The 16,132-nt window shown below is 66.6% G+C and carries 12 protein-coding genes; 8 read left to right on the top strand and 4 right to left on the bottom strand.

Going from position 1 to position 16,132, the window contains the following annotated elements; genetic code table 11:
* Nucleotides 1–19: 19 nt before the first annotated feature.
* The 3 genes from nifJ to V2I08_RS03615 form a co-directional block, all read right to left on the bottom strand.
* Nucleotides 20–3,655, bottom strand: coding sequence for a pyruvate:ferredoxin (flavodoxin) oxidoreductase (nifJ, locus tag V2I08_RS03605; protein ID WP_349633928.1), 3,636 nt, complete (start codon nt 3,653–3,655; stop codon nt 20–22).
* Nucleotides 3,656–3,666: 11 nt separating this feature from the next.
* Nucleotides 3,667–5,322 carry an NAD(P)-binding protein gene (locus V2I08_RS03610; RefSeq protein WP_043151065.1) on the bottom strand — a complete coding sequence of 552 codons (1,656 nt, stop codon included), beginning with the start codon at nt 5,320–5,322 and terminating at the stop codon, nt 3,667–3,669.
* A gap of 162 nt (nt 5,323–5,484) precedes the next feature.
* A complete protein-coding gene (locus V2I08_RS03615; protein ID WP_043151066.1) occupies nt 5,485–5,856 on the bottom strand; it encodes a hypothetical protein in 372 nt (123 codons plus the stop codon).
* A 360-nt stretch (nt 5,857–6,216) separates the two neighbouring features.
* On the opposite strand from V2I08_RS03615, the gene V2I08_RS03620 reads away from it, so the two are divergent.
* Nucleotides 6,217–6,399, top strand: coding sequence for a hypothetical protein (locus V2I08_RS03620; RefSeq protein ID WP_043151069.1), 183 nt, complete (start codon nt 6,217–6,219; stop codon nt 6,397–6,399).
* Nucleotides 6,400–6,549: 150 nt separating this feature from the next.
* Here the strand turns inward: V2I08_RS03620 and V2I08_RS03625 are convergent, their stop codons facing one another.
* On the bottom strand, nt 6,550–7,311 hold the full coding sequence (locus V2I08_RS03625; protein ID WP_043151070.1) for an NRDE family protein: 762 nt from the start codon (nt 7,309–7,311) through the stop codon (nt 6,550–6,552).
* A gap of 452 nt (nt 7,312–7,763) precedes the next feature.
* Here V2I08_RS03625 and V2I08_RS03630 point away from each other — a divergent pair, with 452 nt between their 5' ends.
* The 7 genes from V2I08_RS03630 to V2I08_RS03660 all read left to right on the top strand — a co-directional run bounded on the left by V2I08_RS03630 (nt 7,764) and on the right by V2I08_RS03660 (nt 16,097).
* Nucleotides 7,764–8,501, top strand: coding sequence for a cytochrome b/b6 domain-containing protein (locus tag V2I08_RS03630; protein ID WP_349633929.1), 738 nt, complete (start codon nt 7,764–7,766; stop codon nt 8,499–8,501).
* Between the two features lie 118 nt (nt 8,502–8,619).
* Nucleotides 8,620–9,297 (top strand): response regulator transcription factor, encoded by a 678-nt coding sequence (locus V2I08_RS03635; protein WP_043151071.1) that lies wholly within the window; start codon nt 8,620–8,622, stop codon nt 9,295–9,297.
* A complete protein-coding gene (locus tag V2I08_RS03640; RefSeq protein ID WP_043151072.1) occupies nt 9,294–10,310 on the top strand; it encodes a HAMP domain-containing sensor histidine kinase in 1,017 nt (338 codons plus the stop codon). Before V2I08_RS03635 ends, V2I08_RS03640 begins: the two co-directional genes overlap by 4 nt.
* 50 nt (nt 10,311–10,360) lie before the next feature.
* Nucleotides 10,361–11,485: an efflux RND transporter periplasmic adaptor subunit gene (locus V2I08_RS03645; protein ID WP_043151074.1), complete on the top strand. Its 1,125-nt coding sequence runs from the start codon at nt 10,361–10,363 to the stop codon at nt 11,483–11,485.
* Nucleotides 11,486–11,492: 7 nt separating this feature from the next.
* On the top strand, nt 11,493–14,564 hold the full coding sequence (locus tag V2I08_RS03650) for a CusA/CzcA family heavy metal efflux RND transporter (RefSeq protein WP_349633930.1): 3,072 nt from the start codon (nt 11,493–11,495) through the stop codon (nt 14,562–14,564).
* On the top strand, nt 14,557–14,856 hold the full coding sequence (locus tag V2I08_RS03655; protein ID WP_043151076.1) for a DUF3240 family protein: 300 nt from the start codon (nt 14,557–14,559) through the stop codon (nt 14,854–14,856). The genes V2I08_RS03650 and V2I08_RS03655 overlap by 8 nt, the downstream gene beginning before the upstream one ends.
* Nucleotides 14,853–16,097, top strand: a complete 1,245-nt coding sequence (locus V2I08_RS03660; protein ID WP_043151077.1) for a TolC family protein — start codon at nt 14,853–14,855, stop codon at nt 16,095–16,097. The genes V2I08_RS03655 and V2I08_RS03660 overlap by 4 nt, the downstream gene beginning before the upstream one ends.
* The last annotated feature ends 35 nt before the right edge of the window (nt 16,098–16,132 follow it).

Here is a 16,132-nt window from a genome sequence, read left to right on the forward strand (position 1 = left end):
TTGCAGGCGACGGGCCGCGTCATCCCGCCTCGCCCGAATGGTCGCGCCTGGCTGGCGCGACAGCCGGTCGCCTGACCTCGCGTGTTTCGGGATGGAAGGCATCGCCACCGCGGTTCGCGAGCGCCTCGTATTGGCGATATTTTTCGTCAGCGACCTGCTGTGCCTGGGCGAGCAGCGCCGCGGCTACGGCCGGATCGCTCTGGGCGAGCGCGCGATAGCGCAACTCGTTATAGGCATAGTCCTTGAACGCTATCGTCGGCCCCGGTGAATCGAGCAGGAACGGCCTTTCACCGATCGCGCGCATCGCCGGGTTGAAACGGAACAGCGGCCAGTAGCCGCTGGCGGTCGCCAGATCCTGCTGCTTCATGCCATGGCGGAGGTCGAAGCCGTGCGCGATGCAATGGCTATAGGCAATGATCAGCGACGGACCCGGATAAGCCTCGGCTTCCCGCATTGCGAGCAGCGTATGCTGGGGGTTGGCCCCCATCGCAACCTGGGCGACATAGACGTCGCCATAGGCGATCGCCTGCAGCGCGAGATCCTTGCGCGCCGCCCGCTTGCCCGCGGACGCGAATTTGGCGACGGCGCCGAGTGGGGTCGCCTTGGAGGCCTGGCCGCCGGTGTTGGAGTAGACTTCGGTGTCGAGCACGAGGATATTGACGTCGCGTCCGCTCGCCAGGACGTGGTCGAGGCCGCCATAGCCGATGTCGTAGGCCCAGCCGTCACCGCCGACGATCCAGACGCTCCGCCTGACGAGATGATCGACGACCGAAAGAAGATCACGGGCCCGCTCGTCATCCAGCGCGGCAAGCTTTTGTTTCAGGGCATCGACACGGGCGCGCTGGGCGCGCAGGTCCGACTCGCGCTCCTGCAGCGCGTCGAGGATCGCCCGGGCGACCTCCTCGCCCAGGCTCGCGGCCAGGTCGAGCAGCAACGTCCTTGCCAGATCGAGGTGCTTGTCCGCCGCAAGGCGGAAGCCCAGCCCGAACTCCGCATTGTCCTCGAAGAGGGAGTTCGACCAGGCGGGGCCGCGGCCGGAAGCATCCTTCGTCCAGGGCGTGACGGGAAGATTGCCGCCGTAGATCGACGAGCAGCCGGTCGCGTTGGCGATCTGCAACCGATCGCCAAACAGCTGCGACAGGAGTTTGAGATAGGGCGTCTCGCCGCAGCCGGCGCAGGCGCCCGGGAATTCGAACAGCGGCTCGAGGAACTGCACGCCGCGCACATTGGCGAAATCGACGCGCGCGCGATCGTTGACCGGCAGCGTTTCGAAGAAGGCGATGCTGGCCTTCCCCGTCTCAAGGATCGGCGCCTTGTCCGCAAGGTTGATCGCCTTCCTGCCCGGTTCGCGCGAACTGTGCGCGGGACAGACCTCGACGCAAATGCCGCAACCGGTGCAGTCCTCCAGATAGACCTCCAGCGCGAAGCGAACCTCAGGGTTCCCGCGGGAGTTGACCGGCGCGTGCTTGAACCCTTCCGGCGCGCCGTCGCAGGCATCCTGCGTGAAATATTTCGAACGGATGACGCTATGCGGGCAAGCAAAACCACATTGGCCGCACTGGATGCAGACGTCCGGATCCCAGAGCGCGACGCTCTCCGAGATGTTCCGCTTCTCGTACGCCGCGGTTCCGGAAGGATAGGTTCCATCGACCGGCAGTTGGCTGACGCGGAGATCGTCGCCGCGACCACGCATCATGCTGGCAGTCACTTCCTGGACGAACGCCGGCGCGCGCGACGGCACCGTTGGCGGTCGTTCGAACAGGCTCGTCACGGTGGACGGCACCGCCACCTCGAACAGATTGGCCAGCGCATGGTCGACTGCCGCGAAATTCGCGCGCACCACGCCCGCGCCCTTGATCCCGTAGCTCGCCTCGATCGCGTGCTTGATCCGCCCGATCGCCTGGTCGCGCGGCAGCACGCCGGAAATGGCGAAGAAGCAGGTCTGCAGCACGGTGTTGATCCGCTCGCCCAGGCCCGCCTCGCGCGCGACCCGGGAGGCGTCGATCACGAAGAAGCGCAGCTTTTTGTCGACGATCTGGCGCTGGAGCGAGCGCGGCAGATGATGCCAGACGGCCTCCTGCCCATGCGGCGTGTTGAGCAGGAATGTCCCGCCATCGACCGCCAGCCGCAGCACATCGAGGCGGTCGAGAAGGCCGGACTGGTGACAGGCTATGAAGTTGGCCGATTCGATCAGATAGCTCGATCCGATCGGATGCTTTCCGAACCGCAGGTGCGAGATCGTCTGCGCGCCCGATTTGTGCGAGTCATAGACGAAATAGCCCTGAGCATAGCTGTTGGCATCCTCGGCGAGGATCTTGACGCTGTCCTTGTTGGCGCCGACCGTGCCATCGGCGCCGAGCCCGAAGAACAGGGCCCGCACGACATCCTCGCGCTCGAGCGAGAAATCCGGATCGACCGCAAGACTGGTCTGCGCGATGTCGTCCTCGATGCCGACGGTGAAGCCGTGCTTGGGATTGGCGCTTTTCAGTTCGTCGAACACGGCCTTCGCCTGCGCCGGACTGAAGTTCTTCGATCCCAGACCATAGCGTCCGCCGATCACCCGCGGCATGGCCGCGCGCGTACCGCTTGCGACCGCCTGGGCCAGCGTCGCGACAACGTCCTGGTAGAGCGGCTCGCCCGATGCGCCCGGTTCCTTGGTCTGCTCGATCACCGCGATCGCGCGGCAGGTCTCGGGCAGGGCCTGCAGGAACTGCTCGGTCGCGAAGGGGCGGTAGAGCCGCACCTGCAACACGCCGACGGACTCGCCCTGCGCTCCGAGGAACGCCGCCGTCTCGCATGCGGTCGCCACGCCGGAGCCCATCAAGACGATCACGCGCTCGGCGTCGCTCGGCCCGGTATATTCGAACAGATGGTAGGCGCGGCCGGTCAGCGCGGCGAAGCGATCCATCGTCGCCTGCACGATCGCGGGCAGGCGGGCGTAATAGGGGTTCACCGTCTCGCGCGCCTGGAAGAAGGTGTCCGGATTATGCGCCGTGCCGCGCACCACGGGATGCTCGGGTGTCAGCGCCCGGGCCCGGTGCGCGCGAACGAGATCCTGGTCGATCATCGCGCGGATCTGGATATCCGAGAGCAGGCTGATCTTGTTGAGCTCGTGCGAGGTTCGAAAGCCGTCGAAGAAGTGCAGGAACGGTATGCGGGCCTCGAGCGTCGCCGCCTGCGCGATCAACGCTGCGTCATGGGCCTCCTGCACCGAGGCGGACGACAGCAGGGCAAAGCCGGTCGTCCGCACCGCCATGACATCGGAATGATCGCCGAAGATCGAAAGGGCCTGCGTCGCGATCGCCCGGGCGGCGACATGGAACACGGTCGAGGTCAGCTCGCCGGCGATCTTGAACATGTTGGGCAGCATCAGCAGCAACCCCTGCGATGCCGTGAAAGTCGTCGTGAGCGCACCGGACTGCAGCGCACCATGGACGGCACCGGCAGCGCCGCCTTCGCTCTGCATTTCCTGCACGACCGGCACATTGCCCCAGATGTTGGTCAGTCCCCGCGCCGACCATTCATCGGCCAGTTCGGCCATCGTCGAGGATGGCGTGATCGGGTAGATCGCGCACACCTCGTTGATCCGATAGGCGACATGGGCAACCGCGGTGTTGCCGTCCATGATCTCGGTGCGGGGCATATCGGGCTGCATCACACCTTCCGTCAGCTCGCCGCGACTTCGGGGATCATTTCGATCGCATGGCAGGGGCAGGCCTCGTAACAGACACCGCATCCGGTGCAGCGATCGTAAAGCAATTGGTAGCGCAGCCCGGGACCGAGTTTTTCGATCGCCTGCTCGGGGCAGGCCGCATAGCATTGGTCGCATTCGAAACAATTGCCGCAGGACAGGCAACGCTGGGCCTCGTAGCGGGCGTCCGCTTCGCCCAGCCCGGCCACCACCTCCTCGAATCCGGCGGACCGCGTCGCGGCCGGCAATGTGGCCTGCGCGCGTTGCTCGGCGTCGCTGTAGATCGGCAGATGCAGCATCTCGAAGCCGACGACGGGGCGCGGCTGCGCGGGCCGCGCGTCCTCGCCGCGCAGCCAGCGATCGATGGCGCGCGCCGCCTTCTTGCCGTGCCCGACGGCGGCGGTGACGGTGCGCTCGCTCGGCACCATGTCGCCGCCCGCGAAGATGCCAGGATGGCCGGTCATCATGTTCGGGGCGACGACGACCGTGCCGTCCGCCGCTACCTCGATACCGGGGATCTTCGCGAGGAAACCACTTTCGGCCTGCTGCCCCAGCGCCAGCACGAGCGTGTCCGCCGTCAGCGTTTCGATTTCGCCGGTACCGCGTGGCGTGCCGTCGGCCCCCAGCTCCATGACCTCGACCGTCAGGCTCGGGCCGGCGATGTCCCTGATGCTGGTCAGCCACCGGATCTTCACGCCCTCCTCGAGCGCCTCCTCGGCCTCGAAAGCGTGGGCCGCCATATGCGCCCGGTCGCGATGATAGATGATCAGGGCTTCGTCGGCGCCCAGGCGCCTGGCAGTGCGGGCGGCATCCATCGCCGTGTTGCCGCCGCCATAGATGGCCACCCGCCGCCCCAGTTTCGGGTGTTCGCCGGCCCCGACCCCGCGCAGCAGGCTGACCGCGTCGAGGACATGCGCGGCGTCGCGCGCGGGAATGTCGACATGCCTGGAAGCATGCGCTCCAATCGCGACGAACGCGGCGTCGAAGCCGCCGGCATCCTTCTCCGCGAGCAGATCCTCGACCTTGTGATCGAGGACGATGCTGACGCCCATCGCCTCGATCCGCTGCACCTCGCGCATCAGATCCTCGCGCGGCAGCCGGTAGGCCGGGATGCCGAAATGCATCATCCCGCCGGGCAAAGGACCCGCATCCCGGATTTCCACCGTGTGACCCAGCCGCGCCAGATGATAGGCCGCGGAAAGACCGCTCGGCCCGGCCCCGACGATCAGCACGCGCTTGCCGGAGGGCGCCGCCTCGACAGGCAGGCGCCAGCCTTCCCGGGCGGCCTCGTCGCCGAGGAAGCGCTCGACTGCGTGGATCGAGACCGCGCTGTCGATGTCCTTGCGATTACAGCTCACCTCGCACGGGTGATAGCAGACCCGCCCGTGAATGGCCGGCAAGGGATTATCCTGCACCAGCGTCAGCCAGGCCTCACGGTAGCGACCCGCCCGGGCATGGGCGAGCCAGCCCTGGATGTCCTCGCCTGCCGGGCACGCATGATTGCAGGGCGGCAGGAGATCGAGATAGAGCGGACGGCGCACGCGCACCGGACCAGTGCCCGGCTGGGCAACCAGATCGATGAGGGGTGTAAAATCCGGCGTCCTGCTCACCATCGCGATCCTGCCGGGCATATCGGCCGAGCCATCAGCTTCGCGCGGTGGCCCCTTTGTCCGAGAAGACGCTCATTGGACGATGACACGATACCGGCCGCTGGACAGCTGGGCAGACACATGGTGCGCATCGCATCATGTGAGCGTGAATCTGCTGCCTGACGACCGGCGGGAGCCACGCCGTCAGGCGGCAGGCTGCGGGTTGGCCGACGCCGCGTTCCTGGCCGCGCCGGCGAGCAGCTTCGCGGGATTCCAGGCATCAGCCAAGGAGCGCTGCCAGGCTTCCCACGCGCTGGCGAGCGTCCGGGTCGTTCGCTCCCGGCTCTCGGTCATGGAGGCAAGAACGCCTTCGCCGAGATTGCCCGGGGCGATCAGCGAAAAAGGCAAAAATCCGGCCTTGCCATTGGTCTCAGCCGGTTTGCCGACATGCGTGAACGCCCTCCCCGCAAGATCCATCCAATCCTCGCCGGCCTGGCGGGCCGTCTCGGCCATGCTTGTCGCGAGGCGGACATTAGCCTCAGAAGTCGCGGTCAGTTGATCGAGGGGATAGGTCATCGGGTCTTCTCCTGCGGTGCGAATTCAAGGGGAAGCATGCGTTGTGGCGAAACGCAGGACCGACATGCATTGGGAATGCTACGTAGGCCGGCTTGGGAAGTTTGCCGACCGGGGCACAGTCTGCGGGAGGCGCGGCGGCAACGCTATCGGCTGCTTGCGCGAACGCCGACGCGAGAGAGCGAATCTCCGCACAAAGCAACGCCCGTTGAGATTTTGCACCGATGTGGATGTGAAAGTACGCGGAAATGGAGACCGAGATGCGAACTCTCGGCATATGTGAGCGCCCATTGGGTCGGGCCATGCTATGATCTGTCAGACGACTCGGACAGGTCCGGGCAGCGTTCCGAAGGAACAGCGGCCATGAAGGAATTTGTTACCCAGACCAATATCGAGCGGTTCGAGAATCTGCTCGCGAGCGAAACCGACGCATGCAAAGCGACGACTCTTCGCGGACTGCTGGCAGTCGAAAAGGCGAAGGCTGTCGCGGCCCGGCGGAGCGAGCCGGGGGACATTCGAGTGATATCGGCGGTCCCCGTAATCTGAATCCTATCGAAAGCTTCACCTCCCGCGAGGTGCGGCGTGTGGGGCGGCCGGCCGCTGGACCGGCGATGGTTGGCGCATGTCCGCGAATGTCCTGCGCAAGCCTCCGGGGCTGATGCGATCCTCCATCCAGCCGCGGCGCACCTCAGAGCCTCAACGCGGCCACGAGAATGGGATGGCCGTTTCACCCTCCCTGTCTCCACTCGCGCCGAAACGACGCTCGAAGATGATGCCGCGCCCGACACCATCAATCGCGACGAAGGTGCTGCACCGCGTCCCGTAAACCGGATCGCGGATAAAAATCGGCGAAAGAGGTGGCTCCTGCACCACGTCAGATGGGCCGACCGGCCAATCGGACGGTTCCGTAAGGGTCTCTTCCATTAGTCCGTCCAGAAGACTCTCGGGGTGCTGCGCGCCGGCGCCGATCCAGTTGCGAAGAACGGCCTTGAGGCGAACAGTCTTGGGCCAGGGCTCGTCCAGCGCGCCGTTGGACAGACCATAGACCTGCGGCGGCAGGATGCGCCGCGTGGGACCGGGCCTGTTGGACCAGAATTCGGCCTGGCCGCGCTGGACCACGATGAGGTTGAACGGATTGAAATCCACGAGGTCCGCGTCGGCTGGTTCGGCATATCGCCCCTCCCCCGCCAACAGATCCTTCAATAGAAGGCCGCGGGACGGTCGGCCTGGCTCCGACGGCCCGAAGCCTCGCAGGTTCGTGACCACAGCAAACCGTCCCTGCTCCGAGGCGCCGAGCCATGTGCCACCCGATAGCAGATCCCTGCCCGCAAGCACATGATCGGGCTCGTCCCATCGTCGTAACGGTTCTGCAGGGCGCGCGTGAAACTCGTCACGGTTGCCGGCAACGACGAGGCGCCAATTTGGGTGCGCGCGCCACGCCAATGCTAAGACGCACATATCCGCTCGCCGACGGCTGCCGGATCAATCGAAACGCTGTCCAACGAGATAGCGTTCCGTTTCCGACACGCAAGAGCGAGCGGTCTCGGGATTTTAAGTTGCCGCTCGCCGTTTCGGCCGACAACCTGATCAGGCCCGGCAACACCTATCATCATCTGTTTCCTCCCGTTTGTCGCCATAGCCGTTTCGCAGGGCTGTCACGCGTGTGCCGCCCACAATGCGCGCTGCCGATGTGCGGCGAATAGAGCTGCTCGCCGGGCAACGCGTCATTGCTTGCCCAAACGAAGCGTATCGTGCTCGGGGAACGTCAGAACGGCCGCTCAGCATCATCGCTGATAGCTTCAGCCGCCGCGAGTGTCTTCGCGCACGTGCAGCGGACGCCCATTAAGGGATCATTGTCGCGGCCGTCAGGCTGTCGTCAGTAAGCGGCCCTATGCGATTGGGCAAAGGAGATGTCGATGCTCGTGGCAAACCCCGCTGGTGGCAATACATTCAAGGTCTGGGACGCGCCGCTCAGGCTGTTTCACTGGCTGCTCGTCGCTGCGATAACAGCGGCCTTCCTATCCTCGGAAGGTGACAGTCCGATCGCCGCCTGGCACATGGCGGCCGGCTGGGTCGCGGCCGTGCTCCTTGCGTTTCGCCTGATCTGGGGATTTGTCGGAGGCGAGCATGCGCGGTTCGTAAATTTCATCCGGCCTTCGGGTATCGTGGCGCATATCCGTGGCCTCGTGGCCGGCCATCCGGAGCGCACGGTCGGGCATAATCCGCTTGGCGCGCTTGCTGTGCTTGCCCTGTTCGCGGCGGTCGGCGCAGTCCTGTGGACCGGCATCCAGGTCGATGCGGGCAAAGCGGACGAGGACATCCACGAAGCGCTCGCCTACGGCATGCTGGCGCTGGTCGGCATCCATGTCGCCGCCGTTCTCGTGATGTCGCTGGTCACTCGCGACAACCTCGCCAGAGCGATGGTCACGGGTCGCAAGCGCACCGCACTCTACCCGGGAGCGCGGGATGCGCGGGTCCCGGGTTTCATGGCGGTCGTGCTTGGCGGCGTGGTCGTCATCGCGGCGGTGTTCGGCATCACGCGGTTCGATCCCGCCGCCTTCAGCCCGCAGGCGCATGGCGAGGCGGGAGAAGGCCAGGGCGGCGAGTACACGGCCGCCGGGCACGGCGAAAATCCTGACGGGGATTGAGCGTAGCTCCCGGCGCGGTTTGACCCGGGCTGCCGCAACCTCCATGTCGCTCGTGCCAATATACGCAAAGAACAGGGGCAGAAGCCCTGGAACGGGCTATATTGGAGAGGTCCATTTTATGCGTGTCCTTGTAGTCGAAGACAATGACCGGCTGGCGAAGCTGGTCGCGGACGGCCTCCAGCGCCGGGGCTTTTCGTGCGACGTCGCCGGTTGCCTGGCGGGTGCGGACAGCGCGATGGACAGCGCGGCCTATGACGCCATCGTCCTCGACCTGGGCCTGCCTGACGGCGACGGGATCGACTGGCTGGCGGCGCGGCGGCGATACCGGCAGGTCCCGCCCGCGATCGTCCAGACCGCGCGCGGCGCGCTGGAGGACCGGGTAACGGGACTTGACGCCGGCGCCGACGATTATGTCGTCAAGCCCGTGGAGATCGACGAACTGGCCGCACGCCTTCGCGCATTGCTTCGCCGCCCCGGCCCGCGCACCCAGACCGTGCTGCAAGTCGGGCCGCTACTGTTCGACACCGCTGGGCGGACGGCGCGCCATGACGGCAGGGAGATTGACCTGTCCCGCCGCGAGGCCGACCTGCTGGAACTGCTGATGCGACGCGCGGGCGCGGTCGTTCGCCGGGAAGCCATCGAGGACGCGCTCTACAATTTCAACGAGCCCGTCACGCCCAATGCGGTGGAAGCGGCGATATCGCGGCTGCGGCGCAAGCTCGAAGATGCCGGCGCGGGTGGAAACCTCCATACCATCCGGGGCGTGGGCTATATGTTGCGGGACAATGGTGCATGACCTATCGGCGGTCCGTTTCCCGACGGCTGGTGCGTGGCCTGGGCTTGGTCGGGCTGGTCGGCACGGTCCTGCTGCTTGCGGCCGTCGCCTTCTTCTATCGACTGTCGTTCGCAGACCTTGCCGCAGGCGAAGCGACGTCCCGCGCACTCAACGAGATGCTGGATCATGTCGCCCTGCCGGTGGTTATCCTGATGGCGCCGGTCGCGTTCGTCGGTCTCCGGGTCATCAGACAGGCCTTCACCCCGCTGGAAGAGGCGGCAGCGGAGATCGAGGCGGCACGCGGGCATGAGCGCGGCTTCCGGATCGATACCTCGCGAATGCCCTCCGAGGCGTTGCCGTTCACCGATGCGGTCAACGATCTGCTCACCCGGCTCGACGATGCGGCAATGCGTCAGGAGGCCTTCGCCGCCGACGTCGCGCACGAACTGCGCACGCCGCTCGCCGTGCTGTCGCTTGAACTCGACCGGCTCGATCACGCCGAGGCAGGCCGTCTCAAGGGAGATGTCGCGGCCATGCGCCGGCTGATCGACCAACTCATGCTGCTCGCCCAGATCGACGCCGCCACGGCGGCCCAACTGGTGCCGGAAGCCGTTTCGCTGACGGATGTGGCGACCGACGCCGTCAGTTTCATGGCCCCGGGGATCATCGCGACGGGCAAGACCATCGCCCTCGAAACTGGAGAGCAATCGCCGATCGTGCGTGGACGGCGCGAGGCGATCGCGGCGGCCCTGCGCAATCTCATCGAGAATGCTGTGCGCGTGACGCCCGCCGGCGGGGCTGTCCATGTCAGCGTCGGTCCCGGAGCGGCGATCGGTGTTCGAGACGAGGGGCCGGGCCTTTCGCCCGATCGCCTGCGCGATCTTGTGCGGCGCCACAGCCGCGCCGACCATGCGAGCAAGGACGGCGCGGGGCTGGGCCTCGCGATCGTCGACCGGATCATGGCGGCGCACGGCGGGATGCTCGCGACCGATTCGGACAGGCGCGAGTTGTCGCTGCGCTTTCCCGGCGCCTGACGTTCCACTCCCGTCAGGGAGTCGTCAGCTTCGTCCGCTAGGCGAAAGCCATGTTGAACCGCAGCTTCATCCTTGCCGGCGTCGCCGTGATCGCGCTGACGCTTGCCGGCCTGTGGTGGTTGACCACCCGTGCCGGCACGGCGTCGCCCGCCGCTCAGTCCAGCCCCCCTGTGGACTCTGCGAGCGCGGTGCCGGGCCATCTACGCGTCGAGGCCGGGCAGGCGGCGCAACTCGGTATCCGCCTTGCACCCGCCGTTGCGGCGAACGAAGCGCCGCTCGCGATCGTGCCCGCCCTGATCCAGCCGCCCGCCAATGCGCGCGTGGCTGTGGCCGCAACCTTTCCGGGCGTGGTGATGCGCACCCTGGTCGTCGAAGGCGACACGGTGCGGCGCGGACAGCCACTTGCGGTGATTTCGAGCCGCGAGGTGCTGATGATGGGCGCGGACCTGACGCGCGCGAACGCACGGCTGGGGGTCGCTCGATCGAATGCCGCTCGTCTCTCGCAACTCAGTCGTGAGGGCATCATTGCCGGCGCCCGTGCCGACGAGGCCAGTGCGATCGCCGTGGAAACGAGCGCCGATGTTTCGGAGAAGGCGCGTATCCTGCACATGGTCAACGGCCATGGTGCAAGCGGCAGCTACACGCTGACGGCACCGATCGCCGGCCGCATCACCACGGCCAGGATCCAGACCGGAAATTCGGTGGACGGCACGAGCGCGCCTTATGTGATCGATGCAGCGAACCGCTACGAAGTGCTTGGCCAGCTGCCCGAGCGGCTGGTTGGGCTGGTCCGTCCGGGCATGTTGGTGCGGATCGATCCGAACATACAGGGCCGCGTCACGGCGGTGGGGTCGACCATCGATCCTGCAACACGCTCGGCCAGCGTGAAGGCCGAGATCGCCGCCGGTCCAGGCATCGTGGCGGGGCGGGCGACCAATCTGCTGATTTCCGGCCCGGCTCCCTCGGGCGCGGTCGGCGTGCCTGCTGCCGCCGTCGCAACGATGAACGGCCGGACTGTCGTCTTCGTCGCCACCAAGGGCGGCTTTGCGGTGCGCGACGTGAAGAGCGGCGGGGCGAATGGAAGCCAGGCCATCCTGCTGTCTGGCGTGAAGCCCGGCGAGCAGGTCGTCATCGCCGGCACGAGCGCGCTCAAAGCGCTCGCCTTGTCGCGGTAACCGGCCAATGCTGCGCTCACTGGTCGCCGCGGCTCTATCCTATCGCGTGCTCGTGCTGGCTCTCGCGCTGACGGTTGCGGGCCTCGGTGCATGGGCCTTCGTGAACCTGCCGGTCGATGCCTATCCCAATATCGCTCAGACGCAGGTCAAGATGATCCTGAAGGCGCCAGGGATGACGCCCGAGGAGGTGGAGAGCCGCGTCATCACGCCGATCGAGATGGAGATGCTGGGCATTCCCAACCAGGCGATCCTGCGCTCCACCGCCAAATATGCCATTGCCGACATCACCATCGACTTCACCGACGGCACCGACATCTATTGGGCCCGCCAGCAGGTTGCCGAGCGCCTGTCGGGCGTGATGGCCGATCTGCCCGCGTCGGTCAGCGGCGGCCTCGCCCCGATCTCGACGCCGCTGTCCGACGTTTACATGTTCACGATCGAAGGGCCGCTCTCGCTCCAGCAGAAGCGCGAACTGCTCGACTGGACGATCCGGCCCGCGCTCAGGACCGTGCCCGGCGTGGCTGACGTGAACGCCTTGGGCGGTTTCGTGCGGACGTTCGAGGTCAGGCCCGATCTGGTGGCGCTTGCCGGCACGGGACTGTCGACCGCAGACATCAGCGCTGCGATCGAAAGCGGCAACCGCAACGACGGTGCCGGCCGCCTGACAAGCGGAGAAGAATCGCTGATCGTCCGCGCGGTCGGCGCGATCCGCACGGTGGAGGATCTCCAGTCGCTGGTGATCGCCAGTCGCGATGGCCGCATCGTCCAGTTGGGCGATGTCGCGACGATCGGAATCGGCAGCCTCACCCGTTACGGCGCCGTCAGCAAGAACGGCAAGGCCGAGGCGGTCGAGGGGCTGGTGATCGCCCTGCGCGGCGCCGATGCCCGCCAGGTCGTCGACGGCGTGCGCGCCCGGCTTGCGGAGCTTCAGAAGACGCTGCCCGCCGGAACCCATGTCGATGTCTTCTACGACCGATCCGACCTCATCGGCCGCGCCATCGGCACGGTCGAGGAAGCGCTGCTCGAGGCGACGATCCTCGTGGTCGTGCTGCTCATCCTGTTCCTGGGCGACTGGCGGGCGGCGGCGATCGTCGCCGCGACCCTGCCGATGGCGGCCCTCATCACCTTCCTGTTCATGCGCGGCATGGGGTTGTCGGCGAACCTGATGAGCCTGGGCGGCCTCGCCATCGCCATCGGCATGCTGGTCGACGGCGCGGTGGTGGTGGTCGAGAATATCGTCGAGCGGCTCGGACGGGCTCATGATGACGACCATCCGCGCCTCAATCATGTCTTCCAGGCGACCAACGAGGTGGTCGTTCCTGTGTCGGCGGGCATCGTCATCATCGCGCTCGTCTTCCTGCCCTTGCTCGCGCTCCAGGGATTGGAGGGCAAGCTGTTCGCGCCCGTCGCGCTGACCATCGTCTTCGCGCTGGCTGGCTCGCTGTTGCTGGCTCTGACGCTGGTTCCGGTGCTGTCCTCCTTCGGCCTGAAGAGCGGCCACCACGGCGATCCCTGGATCATGCGCCGGATCTCGCCGCGTTACCGCGCGCTGCTGGACGCGGCATTCGCCCGCAAGCGACTGGTCTATGGTCTGGCGACGGCGGGGCTGGTGATCGCCGGTATCGCTTATGGTGCGGTCGGCAAGACCTTCATGCCGACCATGGACGAGGGCTCGGTGATCGTGCAGCTCACCAAGCTCCCGTCGATCAGCCTCGACCAATCGGTCAAGGGCGACATGGCGGCGCAGCGCGCGTTGCTGACGGTGCCCGAGGTCGGCGACGTGATCGCCCGCGTCGGCGCCGACGAGATCGGCCTCGATCCGATGGGGCCGAATGAGACCGACAGCTTCGTGCGCTTGAAACCGCAGTCGGAATGGCGCGGCGACAAGGACTTCGTCGTCGGCGAGATGCGCAAGGCTATGGAAGGCATGCCCGGCATCCAGCCCAGCTTCACCCAGCCGATCGAGATGCGCGTGTCCGAGATGCTGACCGGCGCGCGCGGCGATCTCGCGGTCAAGATTTTTGGGCCGGACCTCGCGACGCTCGCTGACCTCGCCGGTCAGGTCCAGCGCACCCTTTCCAGCATAAGCGGGGCGTCGGAAGTGCTGACCGTCGCCAACGACAGTGTCGATTATCTCCAGCTCGACATCGATCGCGCGGCGGCCGGGCGTTTCGGCATGCCGGTGGACCGGATGCAGGATGCACTGCGCGCCCAGGTCGAGGGCATTCACGCGGGCATTGTCGCGGAAGGTCAGAAGCGCGTTCCGATCATGATCCGTGGCGATGAAAGCCTGCGCTCGGACCCAACGCGCTTCGCCGACCTGCAATTGCGCACGCCCGGGGGCATTCTCGCTCGCGTCAGCGACATGGCGCGGGTCGAGCGGACCCAGGGGCCAGTGAAGCTCGACCATGAAAACGGCTCGCGCTTCGCGCTGGTGCAGGCGTTCGTCTCGGGGCGCGACCTGGTGGGTTATGTCGACGAAGCCAGGGCGGCGGTGGCGGCAAAAATCAAGCTGCCGATCGGATACCGCATCGTCTGGGGCGGGCAGTTCGAGAACCAGCAACGCGCGTCGACCCGGCTGATGCTAGTCATCCCGGTGGCGCTCCTGCTGATCTTCTTCGTGCTGCTAGCGACGCTCCGGTCGCTGCGCGCCTCGATCCTCATCCTGCTCAACATCCCGTTCGCGATGGTGGGCGGCATCGTCTCGCTCTGGGCGTCGCGGGAATATCTCTCGGTGCCGGCCTCGGTCGGGTTCATCGCGCTGCTGGGGATAGCGGTGCTGAACGGTCTCGTGCTGGTTGCCTATTTCCGCCAGCTTCGCACCGAAGGGCGCAGTATGACCGAATCCGTCCGGCTTGGCGCGGAGCGCAGGTTGCGCCCGGTGCTGATGACGGCGAGCATCACCGCCTTCGGCCTCGTCCCGCTGCTGTTCGCCAGCGGCCCGGGCTCGGAAATCCAGCGCCCGCTCGCCATCGTCGTCATCGGCGGGCTCATCACCTCGACGCTGCTGACGCTGGTCCTCCTGCCCATCCTGTTCGAGCGCTTTGGTGAAAGTGCCAGGGAAACCGAAAATGCCTGACCTGCTCCTGACCTTTCACTGCGCGACCCGCGATGTCGAAACCGTCGTGGCGGCGATCCGCGCGGCATCACAGGCACCGATCCACATCCACGATATCGCGGTGCGCGGCCGGGATTTCAGCGACGCACGCACCGCCGAGCGCGTGACGGGCAATCTTGATCGAAGTGCGATCGAGCTGATCGTAGCGGACGATGCGATGACCGAACTGGTTCGGGCCGTGGCCGAATCCAGGCGCGACCTGCCGGTTCGCTGGCGCGCCGTTCCGGTCGTGGCGCGGGGCAGGCTCGCATGAGGCCGTTCATTCTCGTCCTCGCCATGCTCTCGCTGCTGGCGCCTAGCATGCTCCATGCCCAGCGCGCGGACCTCCCGCCGGTCGAGAAGGTCAACGAAGCGCTCGACAACCATCCGACCGTCATGGCCGCCGCCGCCAGGGTTGAAGTCGCCCGTGCGCGCGGGGACATGCTGTATAAGGGCACCCATGAAGCGGTTATCGCGGGCAGCTACATTCGCCGCAGCGTTGACCGCGAAGGCGGCTATGACGAGTTTGATGCAACCCTCTCCCGTCCCTTCCGTCTCCCCGGCAAGGCGGCGCTCGACCGCAAGTCAGGCGCGCTGGGCGTCGAGGTTGCGGAGAACCAGATGGAGGATGCGCGCCATCAGGCGGCGTTGGTCCTGACCGGGCTCTGGCATGACTGGCTGACCGCTGGCAGCCATTATCGCAACGACCTCGACACGGTGCGCTCGCTGGAAGCGGCCCTGACCGCCTTGCGTCGCCGCGTCCAGCTACGAGATGCCCCGGCGCTCGATCTCGACCAGGCTTCCGCCGCACTGGCGCAGGCGCAGGCCCAGGCCGCTGCATCTCTCTCCGCAGGCGAGCAGGCGCGCGTGATCCTGGTCGCGACTTTTCCAGAGATACCGCTTCCTCCCGAGCCAGCCGAACTCGCCTTGCCCGAACTGCCGCCACAGAAACTCGAAACCATGCGGACGCTGGTGATCGAGCGCAGTCACGAGATCCGCGCCGCCGACCGCGAGGCGCAGCGGTTGGCCGTCGTTGCGCGACGGGTTCGAGCGGATCGGATCGCCGATCCCTCTTTCGGTGTCCGCCTGTTCAGTGAGCGTAGCGGCATGGAGCGGGGCGCGGGCGTGGTGGCGTCCATCCCGCTGGGAGGCGGCTACCGCCGGGCAGCCGCCTCCCAGGCGTCGGCGGAGGCAAACGCCGCCCGTCTCGAACTCGCCAATATCCAGCGATCGGTCGCGGCTATCGCCGACGCCGACCTGTCGAATGCGCGCACCCGGCTGGAAGCGTGGCGAAGCGCGCAGGCATCGGCGCAGAGCGCTTCCGACGCCGCCGGGCGGACGGAGCGCGGCTATCAACTGGGCCAGATCGATCTGGTCGACCTGCTCTATGCCCGCCGCCAGGCGAACGACGCCCGCCGATCCGAGATCGATGCGCGATCGGAAGCCTCGCGGGCGCTGCTGAAATTGCAGATCGATTCCCATAGCATCTGGGTTCCCGATGGCGACCATGATTGAGAACGGCTTTGTGCACGGGCGCGAAGCCAGGCCCT

It is taken from the genome of Sphingobium sp. MK2 (assembly GCF_040170545.1).
Lineage (GTDB): Bacteria > Pseudomonadota > Alphaproteobacteria > Sphingomonadales > Sphingomonadaceae > Sphingobium.

What these genes read in the sequence shown, in the direction of transcription:
- V2I08_RS03645 (WP_043151074.1), top strand. Translation starts at nt 10,361, where the DNA reads ATGTTGAACCGCAGCTTCATCCTTGCCGGCGTCGCCGTGATCGCGCTG.
- V2I08_RS03660 (WP_043151077.1), top strand. Translation starts at nt 14,853, where the DNA reads ATGAGGCCGTTCATTCTCGTCCTCGCCATGCTCTCGCTGCTGGCGCCT.
- V2I08_RS03630 (WP_349633929.1), top strand. Translation starts at nt 7,764, where the DNA reads ATGTCGATGCTCGTGGCAAACCCCGCTGGTGGCAATACATTCAAGGTC.
- V2I08_RS03655 (WP_043151076.1), top strand. Translation starts at nt 14,557, where the DNA reads ATGCCTGACCTGCTCCTGACCTTTCACTGCGCGACCCGCGATGTCGAA.
- V2I08_RS03610 (WP_043151065.1), bottom strand. Translation starts at nt 5,322, where the DNA reads ATGCCCGGCAGGATCGCGATGGTGAGCAGGACGCCGGATTTTACACCC.
- V2I08_RS03620 (WP_043151069.1), top strand. Translation starts at nt 6,217, where the DNA reads ATGAAGGAATTTGTTACCCAGACCAATATCGAGCGGTTCGAGAATCTG.
- V2I08_RS03625 (WP_043151070.1), bottom strand. Translation starts at nt 7,311, where the DNA reads ATGTGCGTCTTAGCATTGGCGTGGCGCGCGCACCCAAATTGGCGCCTC.
- V2I08_RS03635 (WP_043151071.1), top strand. Translation starts at nt 8,620, where the DNA reads ATGCGTGTCCTTGTAGTCGAAGACAATGACCGGCTGGCGAAGCTGGTC.
- V2I08_RS03650 (WP_349633930.1), top strand. Translation starts at nt 11,493, where the DNA reads ATGCTGCGCTCACTGGTCGCCGCGGCTCTATCCTATCGCGTGCTCGTG.
- V2I08_RS03615 (WP_043151066.1), bottom strand. Translation starts at nt 5,856, where the DNA reads ATGACCTATCCCCTCGATCAACTGACCGCGACTTCTGAGGCTAATGTC.
- nifJ (WP_349633928.1), bottom strand. Translation starts at nt 3,655, where the DNA reads ATGCAGCCCGATATGCCCCGCACCGAGATCATGGACGGCAACACCGCG.
- V2I08_RS03640 (WP_043151072.1), top strand. Translation starts at nt 9,294, where the DNA reads ATGACCTATCGGCGGTCCGTTTCCCGACGGCTGGTGCGTGGCCTGGGC.